The organism is Desulfovibrio sp. (genome assembly GCA_016208105.1).
Classification (GTDB): Bacteria; Desulfobacterota; Desulfovibrionia; order Desulfovibrionales; family Desulfovibrionaceae; genus Fundidesulfovibrio.
On record JACQYS010000031.1, the window covers coordinates 110,230 to 128,105 of the forward strand.

At 60.1% G+C, this 17,876-nt stretch carries 15 protein-coding genes; 5 read left to right on the plus strand and 10 right to left on the minus strand.

Annotated elements, in window-relative coordinates:
* The first annotated feature begins 43 nt into the window (after nucleotides 1-43).
* Genes HY795_19005 through HY795_19015 form a run of 3 tightly spaced genes read left to right on the plus strand, consistent with a single transcriptional unit; the run spans nucleotide 44 to nucleotide 3,696 of the window.
* A complete protein-coding gene (locus HY795_19005) occupies nucleotides 44-1,483 on the plus strand; it encodes a class I SAM-dependent methyltransferase (protein MBI4807309.1) in 1,440 nt (479 codons plus the stop codon).
* A gap of 11 nt (nucleotides 1,484-1,494) precedes the next feature.
* On the plus strand, nucleotides 1,495-2,571 hold the full coding sequence (locus HY795_19010; protein MBI4807310.1) for a radical SAM protein: 1,077 nt from the start codon (nucleotides 1,495-1,497) through the stop codon (nucleotides 2,569-2,571).
* Between the two features lie 18 nt (nucleotides 2,572-2,589).
* Entirely contained in the window at nucleotides 2,590-3,696 is a 1,107-nt protein-coding gene (locus HY795_19015) for a radical SAM protein (GenBank protein MBI4807311.1), read from the plus strand.
* Between the two features lie 150 nt (nucleotides 3,697-3,846).
* Here HY795_19015 and HY795_19020 read toward each other — a convergent pair whose 3' ends face one another.
* Genes HY795_19020 through HY795_19035 form a run of 4 tightly spaced genes read right to left on the minus strand, consistent with a single transcriptional unit; the run spans nucleotide 3,847 to nucleotide 8,690 of the window.
* A complete protein-coding gene (locus tag HY795_19020; protein ID MBI4807312.1) occupies nucleotides 3,847-4,887 on the minus strand; it encodes a glycosyltransferase family 1 protein in 1,041 nt (346 codons plus the stop codon).
* A gap of 2 nt (nucleotides 4,888-4,889) precedes the next feature.
* Nucleotides 4,890-5,759: a hypothetical protein gene (locus HY795_19025; protein MBI4807313.1), complete on the minus strand. Its 870-nt coding sequence runs from the start codon at nucleotides 5,757-5,759 to the stop codon at nucleotides 4,890-4,892.
* Entirely contained in the window at nucleotides 5,760-6,440 is a 681-nt protein-coding gene (locus HY795_19030) for an ATP-binding cassette domain-containing protein (GenBank protein MBI4807314.1), read from the minus strand.
* Nucleotides 6,441-6,455: 15 nt separating this feature from the next.
* Nucleotides 6,456-8,690, minus strand: coding sequence for a vitamin B12-dependent ribonucleotide reductase (locus tag HY795_19035; GenBank protein ID MBI4807315.1), 2,235 nt, complete (start codon nucleotides 8,688-8,690; stop codon nucleotides 6,456-6,458).
* 288 nt (nucleotides 8,691-8,978) lie between these two features.
* On the opposite strand from HY795_19035, the gene HY795_19040 reads away from it, so the two are divergent.
* Nucleotides 8,979-9,692 (plus strand): DUF554 domain-containing protein, encoded by a 714-nt coding sequence (locus HY795_19040; protein ID MBI4807316.1) that lies wholly within the window; start codon nucleotides 8,979-8,981, stop codon nucleotides 9,690-9,692.
* Nucleotides 9,693-9,794: 102 nt separating this feature from the next.
* Here HY795_19040 and HY795_19045 read toward each other — a convergent pair whose 3' ends face one another.
* From HY795_19045 to HY795_19065, 5 genes are read right to left on the minus strand one after another with little or no spacing between them, the layout of a single operon-like run.
* A complete protein-coding gene (locus HY795_19045) occupies nucleotides 9,795-11,759 on the minus strand; it encodes a molybdopterin biosynthesis protein (protein MBI4807317.1) in 1,965 nt (654 codons plus the stop codon).
* The gene (locus HY795_19050; GenBank protein MBI4807318.1) at nucleotides 11,756-12,994 is read right to left on the minus strand and encodes a molybdopterin molybdotransferase MoeA; all 1,239 of its coding nucleotides are present in this window, start codon (nucleotides 12,992-12,994) and stop codon (nucleotides 11,756-11,758) included. Before HY795_19050 ends, HY795_19045 begins: the two co-directional genes overlap by 4 nt.
* Before the next feature lie 3 nt (nucleotides 12,995-12,997).
* Nucleotides 12,998-14,020, minus strand: coding sequence for a GTP 3',8-cyclase MoaA (gene moaA / locus HY795_19055; GenBank protein ID MBI4807319.1), 1,023 nt, complete (start codon nucleotides 14,018-14,020; stop codon nucleotides 12,998-13,000).
* Between the two features lie 40 nt (nucleotides 14,021-14,060).
* Nucleotides 14,061-14,285 carry a MoaD/ThiS family protein gene (locus HY795_19060; GenBank protein MBI4807320.1) on the minus strand — a complete coding sequence of 75 codons (225 nt, stop codon included), beginning with the start codon at nucleotides 14,283-14,285 and terminating at the stop codon, nucleotides 14,061-14,063.
* Nucleotides 14,286-14,291: 6 nt separating this feature from the next.
* Complete coding sequence (locus HY795_19065) at nucleotides 14,292-14,522, minus strand: hypothetical protein (GenBank protein ID MBI4807321.1); 231 nt, start codon at nucleotides 14,520-14,522, stop codon at nucleotides 14,292-14,294.
* A gap of 246 nt (nucleotides 14,523-14,768) precedes the next feature.
* On the opposite strand from HY795_19065, the gene HY795_19070 reads away from it, so the two are divergent.
* Nucleotides 14,769-15,566 (plus strand): class I fructose-bisphosphate aldolase family protein, encoded by a 798-nt coding sequence (locus HY795_19070; GenBank protein MBI4807322.1) that lies wholly within the window; start codon nucleotides 14,769-14,771, stop codon nucleotides 15,564-15,566.
* A gap of 50 nt (nucleotides 15,567-15,616) precedes the next feature.
* On the opposite strand, the gene HY795_19075 is transcribed toward HY795_19070, so the two are convergent.
* On the minus strand, nucleotides 15,617-17,593 hold the full coding sequence (locus HY795_19075; GenBank protein MBI4807323.1) for a LysM peptidoglycan-binding domain-containing protein: 1,977 nt from the start codon (nucleotides 17,591-17,593) through the stop codon (nucleotides 15,617-15,619).
* Between the last annotated feature and the right edge of the window lie 283 nt (nucleotides 17,594-17,876).

Genomic DNA, 17,876 nt, shown 5'->3' on the forward strand with positions numbered 1-17,876 from the left:
TCTCTTCGGCGCATGGAGAGATCGTAAGCGAGGAGCAAGCACGATGGCGGGAACACACAGGGTATTCATCCCGGCGGCTCAAATCGGGCCGCTCTATGAGCGCATTCGCGAAGCATTCAAAACTGAGGCGGTTTCGCCCAGGCTTGAAAAACCCATGCCGGTGCTAAACCTGTCCGGTCTTGCCTGCTACGAATTAGCGGTAGTGGGGTCATCCTGGCGCTGCCGGACTCCCTTCATCTATCCCCTCCTAAGCACGCGCCCCAACCTCGCCTATCCGGAATGGCGGGGACGCCCCCTGGAACACATCCCCGGAGCAGACTGGGTGATCCTGGGCGGTAATCCGGAACACTTTGCCGACGTCTTGCTCGATGCAACCAAAAATTGCGATTGGGAGTCAGTGAGCCTGATCCCCTACCTGAAAGTGGGTGGACAACTCCAAAGAAAGCGTCAAGAGACCGACGTTCCGGTGCGGTTGAAAAAGGTTTGGCACTTCGTCAACCACGTGGCCGTGGCCAGGATCATGGCAGAACTGATCGATCTTCCGGAAGATCGCTGGCACGAGACGGGCTACGTGGCGGTTCAGGATCACTACGGGAAGTTCAGTCCATATATTGAAGCGCGCTTGGCCAATGCCCCAAAACTGGTAATCGAGCTTGGCTGTGGCTTGGGCCAGACGACAAGGTCCCTGGCTGCCAGGTTCCCCGACGCGAAGGTGATCGGGCTAGACGTGAGCCGCGAATCGCTCACCGTTGCCCGCGAAAAATTCAGGCTACCGAATCTGGAATACCGGGAATTCGACTTCGCCAACCGCTTCGCCTTCGAGGACGGCTCGGTGGACCTCATAGTCTCCTCTTCGGCGCTGAACATATCAGACAATCAAATGCGGACGGCTGCCGAGACATTCCGCATACTGTCTCAGGACGGGCTTCTGGTGAATGGGTGCATATTCGAACCGTTTCACACCTATTGGGATTTCCCGCAGAGCGCGTTCAGGCTTTCCAGGTCCAACCTGCTCTTGGACGATTGGCTCGCCGCGGCCACAAAGCATGGAAACGGCATGGAACTCTATCATTGGACCCAGGCTCAGTCCGACCACTATTTCGCAGCCTCAAAGCTGGATTCCTTCAAGACCCTTTACGGAGCTTGGGTACAAAACATCGAGCACACGCCATTCGTTCCCTACGACTACCCTCAATGCACGGGTTACATGGTTGTGGGCGGCAAGGCCGTCACCGGAGCTTCCATCCGCGTGCCCGCCTCCAATCACATGGACGCATTGGAGGAGATCCTTGGTTCCTATGAGCGTTCCCCGGAACCCATGAAGGAGCTTGCGGGGATGAACTGGATCACCGTTGCGGCCAGTCAGGACCTTTATCCCGAGGCGGGCGAGTACTTATCCGCCTGCCTGCCAGGTGCTGCTGACATTATCGGCCAAGTCCTCGATCCAGGGGTATTGAACCATCTCCGCCATCTGGCGGCATAGGAGGCCTTTTCATGCGCTATCCGCAACATGCCACAATAATGAACAATACGTTGTTCCCGGTCATGGCCGGGAATGCCGTGGCTGAGACCCCCACCTTCCCCCAGGAAATCATGTTCACCACCACAGTAAAATGCAACTACCGTTGCCGGATGTGTTATCAGGAGCAATTCGACAAACCGGAGATGGCTTGGGACGTGGTGGAGAAAATGAGGGACGCCATGTACTTCGCCGACATCATGCAGATAATCGGCGGGGAACCGATGGTGTACAAACATTTCAAAGAGATGGTGGCGTTGGCCAACCAAACCTCCACCAAGGTGCGCATCACCACCAACGGCTCACTCATGGACGAGGAGATGCGCCGTTTCATCGTCGAGAACCAGGTGTTCAACATCAAACTGAGCGCGGATGCCGGAACAGCCAAGACCTACAAGTACATCCGGGGCGGGAATTTCATGCGCTTCGTGAACAACGTGTTGGAGCTCTCCAAGCTCAAGGTTAGGACAGGCTCAGCCTTGCCGATACTCGAGTTCAACTTCGTGGCCCAGAAATCCAATGTGGCAGAACTGCCGAAGCTCCTGGCCTTGGCTGATTCCATCGGCATACACCAGGTGAATGTCTATTATATGAACTGCACCCGTGAGGATTGGATCGAAGAATCCCTCTATTTCCACCAGGAGTATTCTGACGAGTGCATGCTCAAGGCAGCGGCGGCCGCAAAGTCGATAGGTATCCCCATCAACCTTCCTATCCTTTTTAACTCAACTGCCCCGGCGGAAACCCGCGTGTTTACGAGCTGCAACGAACCTTGGCGGCTTTTCATGGTGAACATGGATGGCGATGTCAACATCTGTTGCGGAGGGGCACCCTCGATGGGCAACTTGGCCAAGTCGGAACTCATGGACATCTGGAACGGGCCTTTGCTTACCAACCTGCGCCGCACCGTGAACAGTTCGGACAAACCGGACTATTGCAAAAAATGTGTGGGTAAGATGCAGAAAGTGGACGCGATCTACACTCACTTTTCCACCGCCCTGGCCGACAAGCTGCTGGCCGGAGAGCTTATGCCCATAAAGGCAGCCTCTTAAAGGGCAGGGAGAATATACATGGAATATACCCAAAACCTTAAAGACCTAAACGAGCTGGCCAACAGCGTGTACATGACCAACCATGTGGGCCAGGTGAACTCCTTCCCCGAGTTCATCACCGTGATGCCGCTGGTCAAATGCAACTACAACTGCATCATGTGCGCAGAATCCGAGCGTGATTCGGACAAGGAACTCTCGGAGCTGGCCCTGTCCAGGCTCGAGCCGATCCTTCCTTTCGCAAGGACCTTGTTCATTACAGGCGGCGAGCCACTGATGTATTCGCATTTGGAAAGGATGTTGCAATCCGGAGCCAAAGCCGGATGCAACTTGTGGATGGTGAGCAACGGATCGTTGCTCACTGAGCGCAAGAGAGAAATGCTGCTCGATGCGGGCCTTTCGCAAATCAAGATCAGCCTGGATGCGGCCACGCCCAAGACCTACAAGAAGATACGCGGAGGTAACTTCTTCAAGGTTCTCTCCAACATCGGGGCTCTGTCCGAACTCAAGCTCAAGCATGGGGTACAGCTCCCGTCCATTCAGCTCGGCTTCGTGGCCATGCGCTCCAATATCGCTGAACTCGGAAAGCTGGCCGTGATAGCGGGCAACCTGGGAGTGGACTCCATCTATGTCTCAACCTGCACCATCCATCACGAGCACATGCTGGAGGAATCTCTCTATTTCCACCAGGAGTATGCCGACCATCACATGCTCAAGGCCATAGAAATGGCCAGGTCGGCCGGGGTGTACCTGGAAAGGCCGCCCTTGTTCTCGGAGCTGGCCGCGAAAAGTCTGGAGTCGCTCCATCAGGACCGTACCGGGAACATGTGTCGCGAACCCTGGAAAACCATCTTCATCCGCTACGACGGGTCGGTGAACCTGTGCTGCGGAGGAGGCGGAAGCTGCGGGAACTTGAACGACTCAACCTTCTTCGAAGTGTGGAACCATCCGGCCAGGGTGAAGGCCCGGGAAAGGGTGAACACCCCTGATCCGCTTCCGGCCTGCAAGGCCTGCCACACAGTGAAGCAGACGGCCACGAACATTTCGAGCCACATACCCGATGCGAATCTGGCTAAGCTCGGCATTGAACGTCATGGGCAGACCGAAGAGGTGAAAGAGGCGGTGTGACGAACTGCCTGAGCTCAGGCAGCCACGCAATAGGAGTCCATAACACCTAAAGAAAGTGTAACGTCCCCTGTTTCCTTGTCGGACACAGGGGACTTTCTTTTTATCTAGGGATACCAAAGGGCGTAGCCCTTTGGCCGCCGGAGGCCTCACTCAAACCGTCGAACCGTTCCCATCCGGAAGATGCTTTTCCAGATTTCTTCTCGCATCCCGTAAATATGCCATCTTCATGGCCGGTTCAGCCGAAGAGTCGGCCCAGTGCAGATGCAGGGGTTTCAGAACGCTTTGATGGATGTCGCCGGCCAGAGCAAGGCGTTTGCCATTGCCCTGAGAGAGCAGCGAGGCAAAAAAAGCCACGCAGGCATCGGCGCGGTGGGTCCCCCTGTGCGCCGAGTCCACCTTTGCCAGCCCGGATCGGGCCATTTGTTCCGCCTGAGCAGGGTGGTCCAACAGCCAGCGTGCTTTGGCCGCGCAGTCGGCCGCGTCATCCGCGGCGTAGGTCAGAAGATCGCGTCCGTCCTCGAAGAGTTCCAGGAGGCCATTGCCCGTCAGCGGAGTGAGCAGGGGTTTCTTCATGGCCAAAGCTTCAAACACCCTGAAATTCAGGTCTCCGCGCTCGGCCACGTTGAGAACGACGCGGGCCTTGGGGAAGAGATACTTGAATTCTCCCTGGCGTACATGAAGCCCTGGCAAGGCCGATTTCAGCCGCTCCAGAAACTCGGCACGAAGCGGCGTGGTTTCGGGGTTTACGGTCCCCGCGAAGAGAACGTCCCATTCAGGCTCTTCCGGTGTCCAGAGCAGGTACTCCTGGTTCGGGGCGTAGGCCGGGCTCCAGAGCACCTGCTTGGCGGTAAGGCGACCAACGGCGAAACGGTCCAGGTCGTCCTTGAGGCCAGCCAGGCAGGCGTCGAAGGCCTGGGCGTACAGGGGGTGCCAGGAGTGGATGTGGCTGTCCACGCTGTAAAAAACGGTCAGGCAGGGGTAACTCTCCAGGCCAAGAAACGGAGGCGGGTGGCTGCGGTCGCCGAGAACCAGAACATCCGGTGCCTGTCCGCACAGCGAAACGATGTCATTCCAGGTGAAGAGTTGCGGGTCATGGTAGGAGTGTACGAATACCCTCCAGCCCGGACGCGCTATGGATGCAGCGAAATACTCCCGGCCAAACCAGGCCACCAGCCGGTCAGGGTCGTTCACGGTTATTCCCTGGCGGCCAGCCAGCCGCCCAGAGCGGACATGACGAGGGCCATGACGGCCATGGCTGCACCCTCTTCCACGGGAAGCGGCCCGAGCTTGATCCAGAGCGGCGCGGTGTAGAGCGCATCGGCCAGGAAGAGCTGGACCATATGCAAAAAGACAAGCCCTGCCAGGGCTCCGCCAAAACCGGTCATCGCCGCGCTCACGGCCCAGGGCAAACGGACGAACCACTCCTGGGCGCCTACCAGTCTCATGATTTCAACCTCGGCCCTGCGGCCTTCCAGGCATAGCCGCGCCGCTAAATACGCCACAACGGCGATGACCAGCGACAAGGAGACCGAAAGGGGGATGAGGGCGCGGGCGGAGAGCGCGCGAAGTGCCGCGGACAAGTCGAGCTGCATGGGGCTTAAGCGCACTTTGTCCACCCCGGGCAGAGCCTTCAGGCTCTCAAGAAAGATTTGGGCGGGCCGCGGGTCCTCGCTTGACACCATGAACGTGGCCAGCCCCGTGGGAGGCAGCGGATTGGTGCCTCCAAGCCAGGAAAGGTCGAGCCCGTCGCCGAGGGCCTTCCTGAGATTTTCAAGGGCGTGGTCGGGGGTGAAGCCCGTGAACTCCTGAACGCCGGGCATGGCTTTGATGGCGTCCCACTGTGGATGTATCTGAGTCATATCCAAGCCCGGTTTCCAGTATATCTGAAATTGGGCGTGGCCTTTGCGCTGGAGCAGGTACTCGTCAAGGTTGGCCAGGAAAAGTCCGAAAGCTCCGGCCAGAAAACAGGTGAGAGCCAACGCCAGGGCGGCCATGGCGTGCAGACCGGGAGAGTGTCCAATCTGGGCGAAAGCCCGGGCAAAGGCCCGGCCCAAGAGGATCATTTACTCATCCTCCTGGATATCGTCGCCCCCGTTCAGAAGAAGGCCGCTCTCCAGGCTCAGCACCCTGGCTTGGGGGGTTGACCTGACCAGGTCCTGGTTGTGGGTGGCCATGAGAATGGTTGAGCCGTGCGCATGAAACTGCTTGAACACCTCCAGGAGGCGTTGAGCCATATCCCAGTCCAGGTTGCCGGTGGGTTCGTCCGCGAGAATGACCTTGGGGCCGCTTGCCATGGCTCGTGCGGTGGCCACGAGCTGCTGTTCACCCCCGGACAGGCTGGCGCAGGCCAGATTCGCGATGCGTCCGAGATTAAGCGAAGCCAGCACCGAATCCACCCTGCGTTTGATTTGGTCCCGGGGCATGCCGGCAACTTCAAGAGGGAGGCTGATGTTATCAGTAGCCGAGCGGTCCATCAGGATTTTGAAGTCCTGGAAGATCAAAGCCACCTCACGGCGCAGAAAGGGAAGCTGGTTTTTTCTGAGGGCCGCCAGATCGTAGCCCGCGATGCGGGCCTTGCCACGCTGCACGGGCAGTTCGCCGTGCAGGATGCGCATGAGCGTGGTCTTGCCCGCGCCGGAATGTCCGGTGATGAAAGCGAATTCTCCCTTGGCCACACGAAAGCTCACCGCGCGCAGGGCCTGGTGGTCCCCGAAAGCGTGGTGGAGCTGTACGGCCGAGATCATCGCGTCACCGGCGGATTATCCGCACTTGGTGAAGCCGCAGGCCTTGCACACGTAGCAGCCCTCTTCGAAAACGAGCTCTTCGGCGCATTCGGGGCAGGTGGGAACGTTCAAGGACTTGAAGTCCTCAGGTTTACTGCGCCCCTGCATGTAGCGGTGCTCGAGCACCCAGGAAACGGCGTCTGGCAGGGACAAAAGCAGGCCCTTCTTCTGGAACACCGGGTTTTCGCCACCGATGCCCTTGAGCTGGCCGACAACTTCGGTCACATCCACCCCGGAGCGAAGGGCCAGGGAAACGAGACGGCCTATGGCCTCGGCCTTGGCCGTGATGGAGCGGCCGGATTTGCCGATGGTGGCGAACATCTCGAAAGGTTTGCCATCCACCTCGTTCACGGTGAGGTAGAGATCCCCGTATCCGGTTTTCACCTTCTGGGTGAAGCCGTAGCAGACGTCCGGGCGGTGGCGCACCTTGGACTCCGCGCGTTCATCTGGCTTCTCCTGCTTGGAGCCGTCGCCGGTGCAAAGCACCTGGCCGGCCTTGCAGCCGTCGCGGTACACGGTGACGCCCTTGCAGCCGAGTTCGTAGGCCAGCCAGTATATGCGCCAGATTTCATCCTGGGTGGAGGAAGTCGGCAGGTTCACGGTCTTGGAAACGGCGTTGTCCGTGTACTTCTGGAAGGCGGCCTGCATCTTGAGATGCCAGAGGGGCTCGATGTCCATGGCCGTAACGAAGACGCGGCGGATGTCCTCTGGAATGTAGTCGATATGCGAAATGGAACCTTTGGCGGCCACCTCTTCCATGAGTTTGGGCGAGTGGCACTCGGCGGCCTTCACCGCGGCCTCGAAGAAGGGATTGGACTCGACCAGCTTTTCGCCGTCCATGACGTGACGAGCGAAGGATAGGGCGAACAAAGGTTCGACGCCCGAGGAACATCCGGCAAGGATGGAGAGCGTTCCTGTGGGCGCGATGGTGGTGGTGGTGGCGTTGCGATAGGGCCCCTGCTTGCGATCCACGAACACCGACTTGGTGTAGTTGGGGAAGGGGCCGCGTTCGTCGGCCAGTTCCTTGGAGGCGGCCTTGGACTCGACCTGGATGAAATCCATGATCTTTTCGGCCAGCTTGAGGGCTTCCTGGGAATCGTAGGGGACGTTCAGCTGGAAAAGCAGATCCGCGAAGCCCATGACCCCAAGGCCGATCTTCCGGTTGGAGTGCACCATGTCTGTTATGCGCTCCAAGGGATACACCGAGGCGTCGATGACGTTGTCCAAGAACCTGACCCCGAGGTGCACCACGCGCTTGAGCTCTTCCCAGTCGATCCCTTCACGGGAATCGTTGGTCATGAGCGCAAGGTTCAGCGACCCCAGATTGCAGGCTTCATACGGCAGCAGCGGCTGCTCGCCGCAGGGATTGGTGGATTCGATTTCGCCCAGGGCCGGAGTGGGATTGTCGCGGTTTATGCGGTCCAGGAAGATGATTCCCGGGTCTCCGGATTCCCAGGCCTTCTGCACCAGGATCGAGAATACTTCGCGGGCTTTGAGCTTTCCTGTGACTTCCTTGGTGTGCGGAGCGACCAGATCGTAGGATTCGTCGTTCTCCACCGCCTGCATGAAGGATTCGGTCAGAGCAACGGAAATGTTGAAATTGTTGAGGTCTCCCTCACGCTCCTTGCAGCGGATAAAGTCCAGAATGTCCGGATGGTCCACGCGCAGGATGCCCATGTTGGCTCCGCGCCTGGTCCCGCCCTGCTTCACCTGCTCGGTGGCGGTGTTGAAAATGCGCATGAAGGATATCGGCCCGGAAGCCACACCGCCGGTGGAGCCCACCCGGGCGCTGGCGGGGCGGAGCCTGGAGAAGGAGAAACCCGTGCCGCCGCCGGATTTATGGATAAGGGCGGCATGTTTCACCGCGTCGAAGATCTCGTCCATGGAATCGCCCACAGGGATGACGAAACACGCTGCCAACTGTCCGAGGTCCGTGCCGGCGTTCATGAGGGTGGGCGAATTGGGAAGAAACTTGAAGGAGATCATCAGGTCGTAAAAAGCCCGGGCCAGTTCCTTGGCCTTCCAGGAAGACTTCTTGTACTTCGCCTCTTCCTTGGCGATGGCCTGGGCCACGCGCCAGAAAAGAGCCTGCTCGTTCTCCACGGGATCGCCTTCGGGGCCCTTGCGGAGGTAGCGCTTGGCAAGGACGAGTTTGGCGTTCTGGTTGAGCTGGGGAACGGGGAGGTCGGCTGGAACAGTGGCAGGGGGCATGAATTCTCCTTCGATGGGGCATCAGGCGCGGTTTTTACTGACTGCACCCGAGCGGGTGCAGGAAGAACCCTTAATGCAAATGTTTCGGAAAATCCACCCGGGAGGCATGGTTCCGGCTGGCAAAATGACTGTTTTGAAGAAAAGTGGATCTCGCGTTTCTCTGCTGAAGCCAGGGCCAGCAGGCAAACCCAAGTATTGCCCGAACGCGGACAGGGGAGTAATGCCACCCGCTTGCCTGAACGCGACGCCTTGCAGGCAGCGAGGCATTACAAGGAACAGGGTGGAAGAATGGTTGGTCCATATGTGAATGCGGCGGCCGTGCTGGCTGGGACTCTTGCGGGGGCGTTGCTTGGAGACAGGTTGAGCAAAAACCTGCGCACCAGGATGCCTATGGTGTTCGGATGCGCGTCCATGGGGCTCGGCATAGCCATGGTCGTCAAGGTGAATTCATTGCCTCCCATGGTTCTGGCCCTTGTGCTCGGGGCCCTCGTGGGGGAGCTGGCGCATCTTGAAACCGGAATCCAGAGGCTTGCCGCGAAAACGAGGAAACTGATCGAGAAGTTTGCAAAGCCCGCTTCGGACGTGAACCATGACGAATTTCTCGAGAAGTTTGTGGCCATCATGGTGCTTTTTTGCGTGAGCGGTACGGGAATATTTGGGGCCATGAGCGAAGGCATGACCGGGGACGCCACCCTGCTCATCGTGAAAGCCATTCTCGATCTGTTCACCTCGGCCATCTTTGCGGCATCACTCGGCTACACCGTGGCCACTCTGATGATCCCCCAGTTCATAATCCAAATCGGGCTCTATCTGGGTGCGTCCTTGATTCTTCCCCTGGTCACTCCCGGGATGACCGCCGATTTCTCCGCCTGCGGTGGTCTCATCATGCTGGCCACGGGATTTCGTATCTGCGGGATAAAGCAATTCCCCGTGGCCAATATGGTCCCTTCTCTGTTTATCGTCATGCCGCTCTCCGCTCTATGGACTCGGTTTCTGGGCTGAACTGGAGAAAAAAGGTTTGGCAAAAGATGCGCCCGGAAAACCACAGGCTTCCGGGCGCATTGCATGTTTCTTAGGGAGATCACACCAACGGGTCGAATCGGATCAGTTCTCCACGTCCAGGTTGTCCGGGGGCAGTCCCTGTCCGGGCTGCATCCGCTGTCCGGTCCAGACGGTTTCATAGCCCCCCAAAGCCTCAACCTTGGCCTTGAAACTGTCGCTTTGGATCACATGGAGAAGCGCCTGGACGCGCGGTTCCTCTAGGCTCGTCAAGGGTAGCGCCAAGTCGTAACGTTCGCGGGCCAGGGGTACGAAGTCCAGGTCCAGGGCCTTGGCCGCGGCAAAAACGCCAAGCCCGCAATCCGCTCCACCGTTCTGCACGTTGGCGGCCACGCCCATGTGGGTCATCTCTTCCTGGGTGTAGCCCGTGACCTTTGTCGGGTCGATCCCGGCAATCTTGAGGTGGTAGTCCAACAGGATGCGTGTGCCCGCTCCGCGCTGGCGGTTGACGAAGCGTACGTCGCCTCTGGCCAGGCTGGAGACGTCCTGAATGTCTTTGGGGTTTCCTGGGGACACAATGAACCCCTGGTGGCGGATGGCCAGGTTGATCACGGCCACGGCCATTCCCGGCAGATGTTTGTCCAGGAACGAGAAATTGAAGTCGCCGGTATCCGTGTCCAGCAGATGCGTACCCGCGATAAGGGCTGAACCCTGTGCCAGTGCGGCAAGACCGCCCAGGCTTCCCACGTGGCTGGAAGCCAGACGCATGGGGTTGTCCAGGCGCATGAGTTCATCCGCCAGAAGGTCCAGGGTGATGTCGTGGCTGCCCACCACCACCAGAGTGCGCTCCAACTCCTCCGGGGAGACCAGGAGTTCGGCCGTTACTTCTTCGCCCTTGGCCAGGCCTTCCTTGTCCGGCGGTATCTTGGCCACAGCCTGGGCCCGGGTGAGGGTGGTGATGAGCCCCGCACCGCGCGACAGGGGCAAGGCCGAGTAACCGTCTCCAACGCGTCCCACGGAAAGGCGCAAGAACTCTGTAAGTCCGGGCCTGGACGGGGCGTCCTTGGCCAGACGGACCCTGGCTGTGGGGCGCCGGGCGGGCTCTGCCCTGGTGAGCCAGGCGGCCAGCGGGGCCAGAAGCTCCTCGAAGCAGACAACGGCTGATACAGGATACCCTGGCGCACCCACCAGGAGCTTCCCCTGGGCCACGCCCAGAAGCGAGGGCTTGCCAGGCATGGCCTGAATGCCGTGGACAACCACCTCGCCGAAGCGTTCCATGACAGCCCGGGTGAAGTCCTTGCTCCCAGCGGACGATCCGGCCACCAGTGTGATGATGTGAGCTGGCGAGTTCAGGGCTTCCTCAACGGATCTGGCCAGCGCGTCAAGGTTGTCCGGAACGGGCGGACGTCTGCGGGCATCAAGCCCCCAGCTTTGCGCCAAGGCGCAAAGCATCACGGAATTTGATTCCACCACCTGGCCCGGGCCCGGAGTGGGGTGGGTGGTGTAGTCGAGCACCTCGTCTCCGGTTGGGATCACGGACATGCGCACCCGCTCGTAGACTTCGACCTCCCATACCCCGCAGGAGAGAAGCGCTCCCAGATCGTAGGCAGTGAGTTTGCGGCGCCTTGGCAGAACCAGTTCCGTGGCCACGATGTCCTCGCCGATACGGCGGACATGGGTCCAGGGGGCCACTGGAGTTTCCAGGGTGGCCCGGCCCTGGTCGTCGAATACCACGTGTTCGATCATGACCACTGCGTCGAATCCCATGGGCAGCGGCTGGCCGGTGTTGACCATGGCGAAGTCAGTGTCCGGAGACAAAACGACCGGGCTGCCCTCCCGCGCGGAAAAAGTGGATTCCCCTTTCACGGCAATGCCGTCCATGGCCGCGCAATGGAAGGTGGGAGAGCTCAAGCGGGCCATGACCGGCTTGGCCGTTATCCTGCCCAGGCATTCCTCCACCGGAACGGACTCGACTCCCACCAGGGAGATGCGGTCCAAGGCGGCCTTGGCCAAGGCCAAAGCCTCGGGGATGGGCACCGTGCGGAGAAAGATGTTGCGCTTTACGTTCATAACAGCATCACCTGGATGGTTGTTCCGGCTTCCAGACCTTCCAGGTCGGCCGGAATTCTGGCCAGCCCCTGGGCCTGCACCAGGGTTTTTACGAGCCCCGATTTGCCGAGCACCGGCACGGCTTCAGGGAGTCCGTTCCCGCTTGGGCGAAGGCTTACGCGCACGAAATCCTCCCGGCCTTGCCTGGACGCCACGTTTCGGGCGAGTCTGGCCTGGATCTGTGGGCGGGGACGGGAAAAGGCGGAGCCGTCTCCCGCCAGATGGGAAAGAAAGGGGCAGCCGAACACGAACATCACCACCTGGGCCGAGGCCACCTGCCCGGGCAGGCCCCACACGGCCTTTCCGCCCGAACGGGCCAGGATGGTCGGTTTGCCGGGGCTTACGGCCAAGCCGTGAACCAGCACCTGGGTGTCGGGAAGCTGTGCGAGCGCCTCTATGGTCAGGTCGCGCACGCCCACCGAACTGCCGCCAGAGAGAAAAACCACGTCGGACACCGCCAGGGAGCGAGAAAGTGCGTCGGCAATGGCGGAAACATCGTCTCGGACAATGCCGAACTGCACCGGTTCTGCCCCGCACTGGGCGCACATGGCCGCCAGGGCCGGAGCGTTGGCGTCTCGTATCTGGCCTGGTTCCGGAGCATGCGAAACAGGCACCAGTTCGTCGCCGGTGGAGAGAATGGCGGCCACAGGGCGAACACCGACACGCACCTCCTGGATTCCCAGGGCGGCCAGAAGGCCGGTTTCAGCAGGACGAATGAGCGCGCCAGCGGCAAGAACCGGCTGTCCGGCGGTGGCGTCCTCGCCGGCGAGCATCATGTTCTCGCCGGGTGCCACGGCCTTTCTGATCTCGATGGTGTCCGCCCCCAGGTCCTGGGTATGCTCAACCATGACGACAGCGTCCGCTCCCGGAGGCAGGCTGGACCCCGTAACCACCCTGAGGCATGTGCCAGGAGCCAGGGCGCTCTTGGAGACGGCGGTGATGTCCAAATCGCCGGCCATGTCCAGATAGGTGGGGTTGGTTTCGGTGGCACCGAAGCAGTCCGCTGCGCGCACGGCGAATCCGTCCATGCTGGAACGGGGCAGCTGGGGGAGGTTCTCGGGTGATGCCACGGCTTGGGCCAGAAAACGGCCAGACGCCGCGTGCAGAGGGACGGCTTCACTTCCAAGGGGTGGGAAACCCTGAAGAACGGTTTGGAAGGCCTGCGGGGAAATCAGTTCGAGATAGTCTTTTTCCATTGTCTATCCGCCAATGGCCGTCATGGGTTTGGCGCAGACCCCCCGGTTGCGTCGTTCCTGAAGGAGCTTGTGTCCCATGGGTTTTCTGGCCAGGGCTCTTCTGAGCACCTCGAGGATCCGTTCGTCGGAGGTCTTGGCGGAGCGCAGCAGCGGGCGCAGCCGGTATTCTGTGTCGGAGTAGAGGCAGGTTCTCAGCCTGCCGTCGCAGGTCAGGCGAAGGCGGTTGCAGCTAAAGCAATAGTGCCCGGAAAGCCCGGAGATCACTCCCAGGCGGCCGTGACCGCCTGCGATGTTCCACATGCGGGCCGGGCCGTGCCCTTCGTCGCCGGGGACCACCGGGGTGAGTTCGGCCATTTGCTGCGCCTTCTCCAGTATGTCCGAGGCAGGCCAGTAGAGGCCGTCGTCCCAGAGGGTGTCGCCTCCGATGGGCATGAACTCGATGAAGCGCATGTCCAGGGGGTGTGTCCTGGCCAGGTCCAGGAATGCTGGAAGTTCGCTGTCGTTTAGTCCGCGCAGGGCAACGGCGTTCACCTTTACCCGAAGCCCGGCGTCCAGGCATTCGTCTATGGATTTACGGACATCTCTGAAGAGGTCCGCGCCGGTTATGCGGAAAAACGTGGCGGGATCAAGCGAGTCCAGGGAGATGTTCACCGCCGTGAGCCCAAGGGCAGCCAGAGTTTTGGCTTGTCCCGGCAGCAGAGTGCCATTTGTTGTCAGGCGGACGTCCATGCCGGGCGCGATGCGCATCACCTCTTCGAGAAAGCGGTGGAAACCCCTGCGGGTCAAGGGTTCGCCACCCGTGAGGCGGAGTTTTGTCAGTCCTAGAGGGGCCGCCAGTCGGATCATCCGGAGGTATTCCTCGTAGGAGAGGATGTCCGAATGGGGGATGGCCTGGAAGTCCTTGATCGGGCGGCAGTAGAGGCAGCGCAGGTTGCACCTGTCGGTCACGCTCACCCTGAGGTAGTTGACCACGCGCCCGAACCCGTCGGCAAGGCGGCTTGAAAGTGGGTCAATATCCAAAGACATGGGCTTATATTATGTCAAAACAACCATGATGGAAAGAGGTTCAACCTCCCTCGACTATTGGCAGCAGTTCCAGGGTGGAACCGTGGCGTAGAGGAGAGTCCATACCGGCCGGACCTTTGTTCAGGAGAAGCATGAATTCGGCACCGTCCGGAATGCCTAGCCGGGCGATCACGTCGGCCACTTGGGCGTTCTCGGGAAGGGTCATCTCAGGCGGGTCCGGCTGAAAGGCGACAAGGGAGGCAAGGCAACGCACTGTAACGAGCATGACCGGCTACTTTACGACGTAACCCTTGGCTTTCATGCACTCGTCCAGGGCTTTTTGGCGGATGTCGTCGATGCTTTTTCCTTTGGGCGTTAGGGCCGCAGCCATTGCCGCCTGCCCCTGGCAGTCGTCGTAGTCGGCCCGGGTTTCGGCCGGGGATTTGTTGGTGTTCACCAACGTGGGCTGCCCGGAACAGGCGGCAAGCATGGAAACAAGCACCATCACGCTGACAACTCGCATACATCCCTCCGTCTTGACAGGTGAAGCCCACAATGACTAAACCCTAAGCCATGCGCAAGCCCCAAGCCCGTCCCTTTTCCTGCTATTATTATTCCTACGGATTCCGCATTCGCGGGACGTGGCCGGGCGAACAATCGTAGGAACAAACCGCAAAGCGCCCTTTCCACGGGGCCGCGAACCAGGCGTTCGCGGCCCCTTTTTCATGCCGGGAGCGCCATCACCCCGGGAAGGAGCAAGGAGGACCCCATGCACATCGGAAAGACCATCCGCCTCGAGCGCATCGTCAACAGAGACACGGGCCGTGCCATCATTGTCCCCCTGGATCACGGAGTGACGGTGGGCCCCATCGACGGCATCATCGACATGCGCGACACCGTCACGCGAATCGTGGAGGGCGGGGCCAACGCCGTACTCATGCACAAGGGGGTTGTGCCCTGCGGACACAGGGCCAGAGGCCGGGACATCGGCCTTATTGTTCATCTTTCGGCTTCCACGGTGCTTTCGCCATTCCCGGGAGTGAAAACTCTGGTCTGCGAGGTGGAAGAGGCTATCCAATTGGGAGCGGACGCAGTGAGCTTGCATCTCAACCTGGGCGACGAGTCCGAGCGGACAATGCTTGCGGACATGGGACGCATCACCCGCGAAGCCGCCCGGTGGGGTGTCCCTGTACTGGCAATGGTCTACGGGCGCGGCCCAAAGATATCCAGCGAGTTCGACCCGGCCGTGGTGGCCCATTGCGCACGCGTGGGCATGGAGCTGGGAGCGGACATCGTGAAAGTTCCCTACACGGGGGACCCCGAGTCCTTTGCTACAGTGGTGGCCGGAGCCAGGGTGCCGGTGGTCATTGCCGGTGGGCCTAAAACCCCCACAACGAGGGATTTTCTGCGCATGGTGTTCGATTCTGTCCAGGCCGGTGGCTCAGGGCTTTCTGTCGGGCGCAACATCTTCCAGCACAAGGACCCCACCAGGCTCCTGCAGGCCTTGGGCAAGGTGGTCCACGACGGCTGGAGCGTGGACGAGGCCATGGAAGGTTTGGGAGAGTAGGGTTGTGGAGCGTGCAAAGAGAGCGGGGGCTTTCGCCCCCGCCTGATGATCTACTGCACGTTTATTTTCAGTTTGTCCCCGGGCTTTAAGTGCACGGATTTGTCCAGGTTGTTCCAGGCAAGTAGGGCGTTGGGGTCAACCTTGAACTTGCGGGCGATGCTCCAGACGGTTTCGCCGTTCTCCACGCTGTAGTGGACCGGGCCGCCTGGCTTTTTGGAGTCCGCTGACTGCTGGGTGCCGGCTTTGCTTTTTTGCTCCTGCGCGGGTTTGTCCTTGGATGTGTCCTTGGAATCCTTTGCGGGTTGGACAGCGGCAACCGGCTTTGGCTCGGGTTTGCCCTTGTCCTTGGAAGGAGTTTCCTTGGCAGGCTGGCCTTTGGCCAAAGTGGCAAGGCGTTCGGCCTGGGCCTGGTTCTTTGCGGGAGCCTCGATAGGAGGCTTGGCCATGGCTGCCTGGGCGGGTGTGGAGGCGACCTCCATGGGAATTTTCAGCTTCATGCCCACTTTGAGGTCTTTTTCGGATTTTATCCCGTTGGCGGCCATGAGGGTTTTCACGTCCACCTTGTTGGCGGCCGCAACCGAAGCCAACGTAAGGCCTTTTTTGATCTCAACGGTTTTGGACTCCGCTGTCTGGCCCTTGGGCTGGATGGGGGGGCAGGCAGCGGGCACGGCCTTGCCGGGGATGGTGAAGGTTTTTCCCACGGCAAGCTGGCTGGGAGACTTTAAGCTGTTAGCCTTGAGGATGTCGGCCTGGGAGACTCCGTAGAGCTTGGAGATCGAGGCCAGGGATTCGCCCTTCTTCATCTTGTGGATCTGGGCTTTGGCCACTTCGGAAGCGCGCGGGGCGGGCTTGTCGTCCAGATCGGCCAGGGCGGTGTCCTGGGCGGAACTGTCCAGGGGCACATAGACCGTCTGCCCCGGGGCCACGGTTTCACCCACAGAGGGGTTCATCTGACGCAGGGCGGCTATGGGGACGCCGGTCCGCTTGGAAATGTTCCACCAGGAATCCGAGGCGGCGGTGGTGTAGGAGCGTATGCCCCGGTTGGCCACGCAGGAGGGGTTGCTCAAGTAGGCCAGGGCCAGATCTTTTTTGGTTACGGGCACGTAGACCGGGCTTTGCCTGTCAGGCGGGCTCACTTGGCGGCGGAAGCCGGAGTTGTACTTGTGGAAGTCCTCCCAGCTCATGGAGCAGGCCTCGGCCAGGGCGGCCAGGTCGGTTCCGCCGGGAACGGGGACCTCCTCGAGCACCTGTCCCGCACCCCAATTGACCTGCTTGAACCCCAGAGCGTCCAGGTTTTTGAAAATTTTGAGAACCGCCAGGAATTTCGGTACGTAGTGCCTGGTCTCCTGCTTGAGCAGGTTGGGGTTTTTGGCGATGTCGAAGAAATTGTTGTGCCCGGACTGGTTGATGACCCTGCTCATTTTGCCTTCGCCGCAGTTGTAGGCTGCCAGGGCCAAGTTCCAGTCGTTGAAGAGGGCGTAGAGTTCGGCCAAATACTTGGCCGCAGCCACGGTGGACAGGTAGGGGTTGCGGCGTTCATCCTCCCACCAGTCCACGTTCAGGCCGAAGCGTCTGCCTGTGGCCGGCATGAACTGCCACATGCCGCCTGCGCCCGCCGGGGAATAGGCCATGGTGTTGTAGCCGGACTCTATGAATGGCAGGGCGATGATGTCCGGGGGGAGCTTGTAGGTGGCCAGCACGGCGCGGATGTACGGCAGGTGCGGGGCGGCCCGTTCCAACCAGCGCGTCATGGTGTCGCGGCGTTCCTGGGTGAAGTAGGTGAGGAACATCTGGACTTCCTCGGTGTCGCGAACATCCAGATTGAAGGGGATATCGGTCCTGGAGGCCAGGGCCTCCTTCTCCTGCTGGGTGAGGGGGCGCGGCCGCTTGATCTTGAGGAAGTCCGGGTTGGACAGTTCCGGGTCCAGGTTGGGTTTCATGTCCTGGTTGTCGGACTGGTATTTTTTCGCGCAGGCCGAGGCCATTGCCAGGCAGAGTATCAAGAGCCAGGTGAGGGGTTTATGCATACATCCTCCGGGACGAGAGGCCGCTTGGCGGGGTGGAGAAAAGAGGCGGCCGAGTTCCGGCGTTGGATTTATTGTGTTTTTTATGGATGATGCGGGAATTAGCCGAAGAAGGCAAAAAAATCAATGGAAAATTTTTGTTAAAGTTACGTGGCTATCCCCTTAACTCCGCATAGGTGACAGGGGTGGCACTGGAGCAGGCCCTCAAGAGGCGGTCGAAGCCCTGCCCAGGCCAGAAACGGCGGTTGAATCGGTAGCAGAATTCATCGAGGTATTTTTGAAGATG

Excerpts from the sequence above, each read along its gene's own strand:
- moaA (MBI4807319.1), bottom strand. The coding sequence starts at position 14,020 with ATGTCTTTGGATATTGACCCACTTTCAAGCCGCCTTGCCGACGGGTTC.
- HY795_19065 (MBI4807321.1), bottom strand. The coding sequence starts at position 14,522 with ATGCGAGTTGTCAGCGTGATGGTGCTTGTTTCCATGCTTGCCGCCTGT.
- HY795_19075 (MBI4807323.1), bottom strand. The coding sequence starts at position 17,593 with ATGCATAAACCCCTCACCTGGCTCTTGATACTCTGCCTGGCAATGGCC.
- HY795_19045 (MBI4807317.1), bottom strand. The coding sequence starts at position 11,759 with ATGAACGTAAAGCGCAACATCTTTCTCCGCACGGTGCCCATCCCCGAG.
- HY795_19040 (MBI4807316.1), top strand. The coding sequence starts at position 8,979 with ATGGTTGGTCCATATGTGAATGCGGCGGCCGTGCTGGCTGGGACTCTT.
- HY795_19015 (MBI4807311.1), top strand. The coding sequence starts at position 2,590 with ATGGAATATACCCAAAACCTTAAAGACCTAAACGAGCTGGCCAACAGC.
- HY795_19010 (MBI4807310.1), top strand. The coding sequence starts at position 1,495 with ATGCGCTATCCGCAACATGCCACAATAATGAACAATACGTTGTTCCCG.
- HY795_19035 (MBI4807315.1), bottom strand. The coding sequence starts at position 8,690 with ATGCCCCCTGCCACTGTTCCAGCCGACCTCCCCGTTCCCCAGCTCAAC.
- HY795_19070 (MBI4807322.1), top strand. The coding sequence starts at position 14,769 with ATGCACATCGGAAAGACCATCCGCCTCGAGCGCATCGTCAACAGAGAC.
- HY795_19025 (MBI4807313.1), bottom strand. The coding sequence starts at position 5,759 with ATGATCCTCTTGGGCCGGGCCTTTGCCCGGGCTTTCGCCCAGATTGGA.
- HY795_19030 (MBI4807314.1), bottom strand. The coding sequence starts at position 6,440 with ATGATCTCGGCCGTACAGCTCCACCACGCTTTCGGGGACCACCAGGCC.
- HY795_19060 (MBI4807320.1), bottom strand. The coding sequence starts at position 14,285 with ATGCTCGTTACAGTGCGTTGCCTTGCCTCCCTTGTCGCCTTTCAGCCG.
- HY795_19005 (MBI4807309.1), top strand. The coding sequence starts at position 44 with ATGGCGGGAACACACAGGGTATTCATCCCGGCGGCTCAAATCGGGCCG.
- HY795_19050 (MBI4807318.1), bottom strand. The coding sequence starts at position 12,994 with ATGGAAAAAGACTATCTCGAACTGATTTCCCCGCAGGCCTTCCAAACC.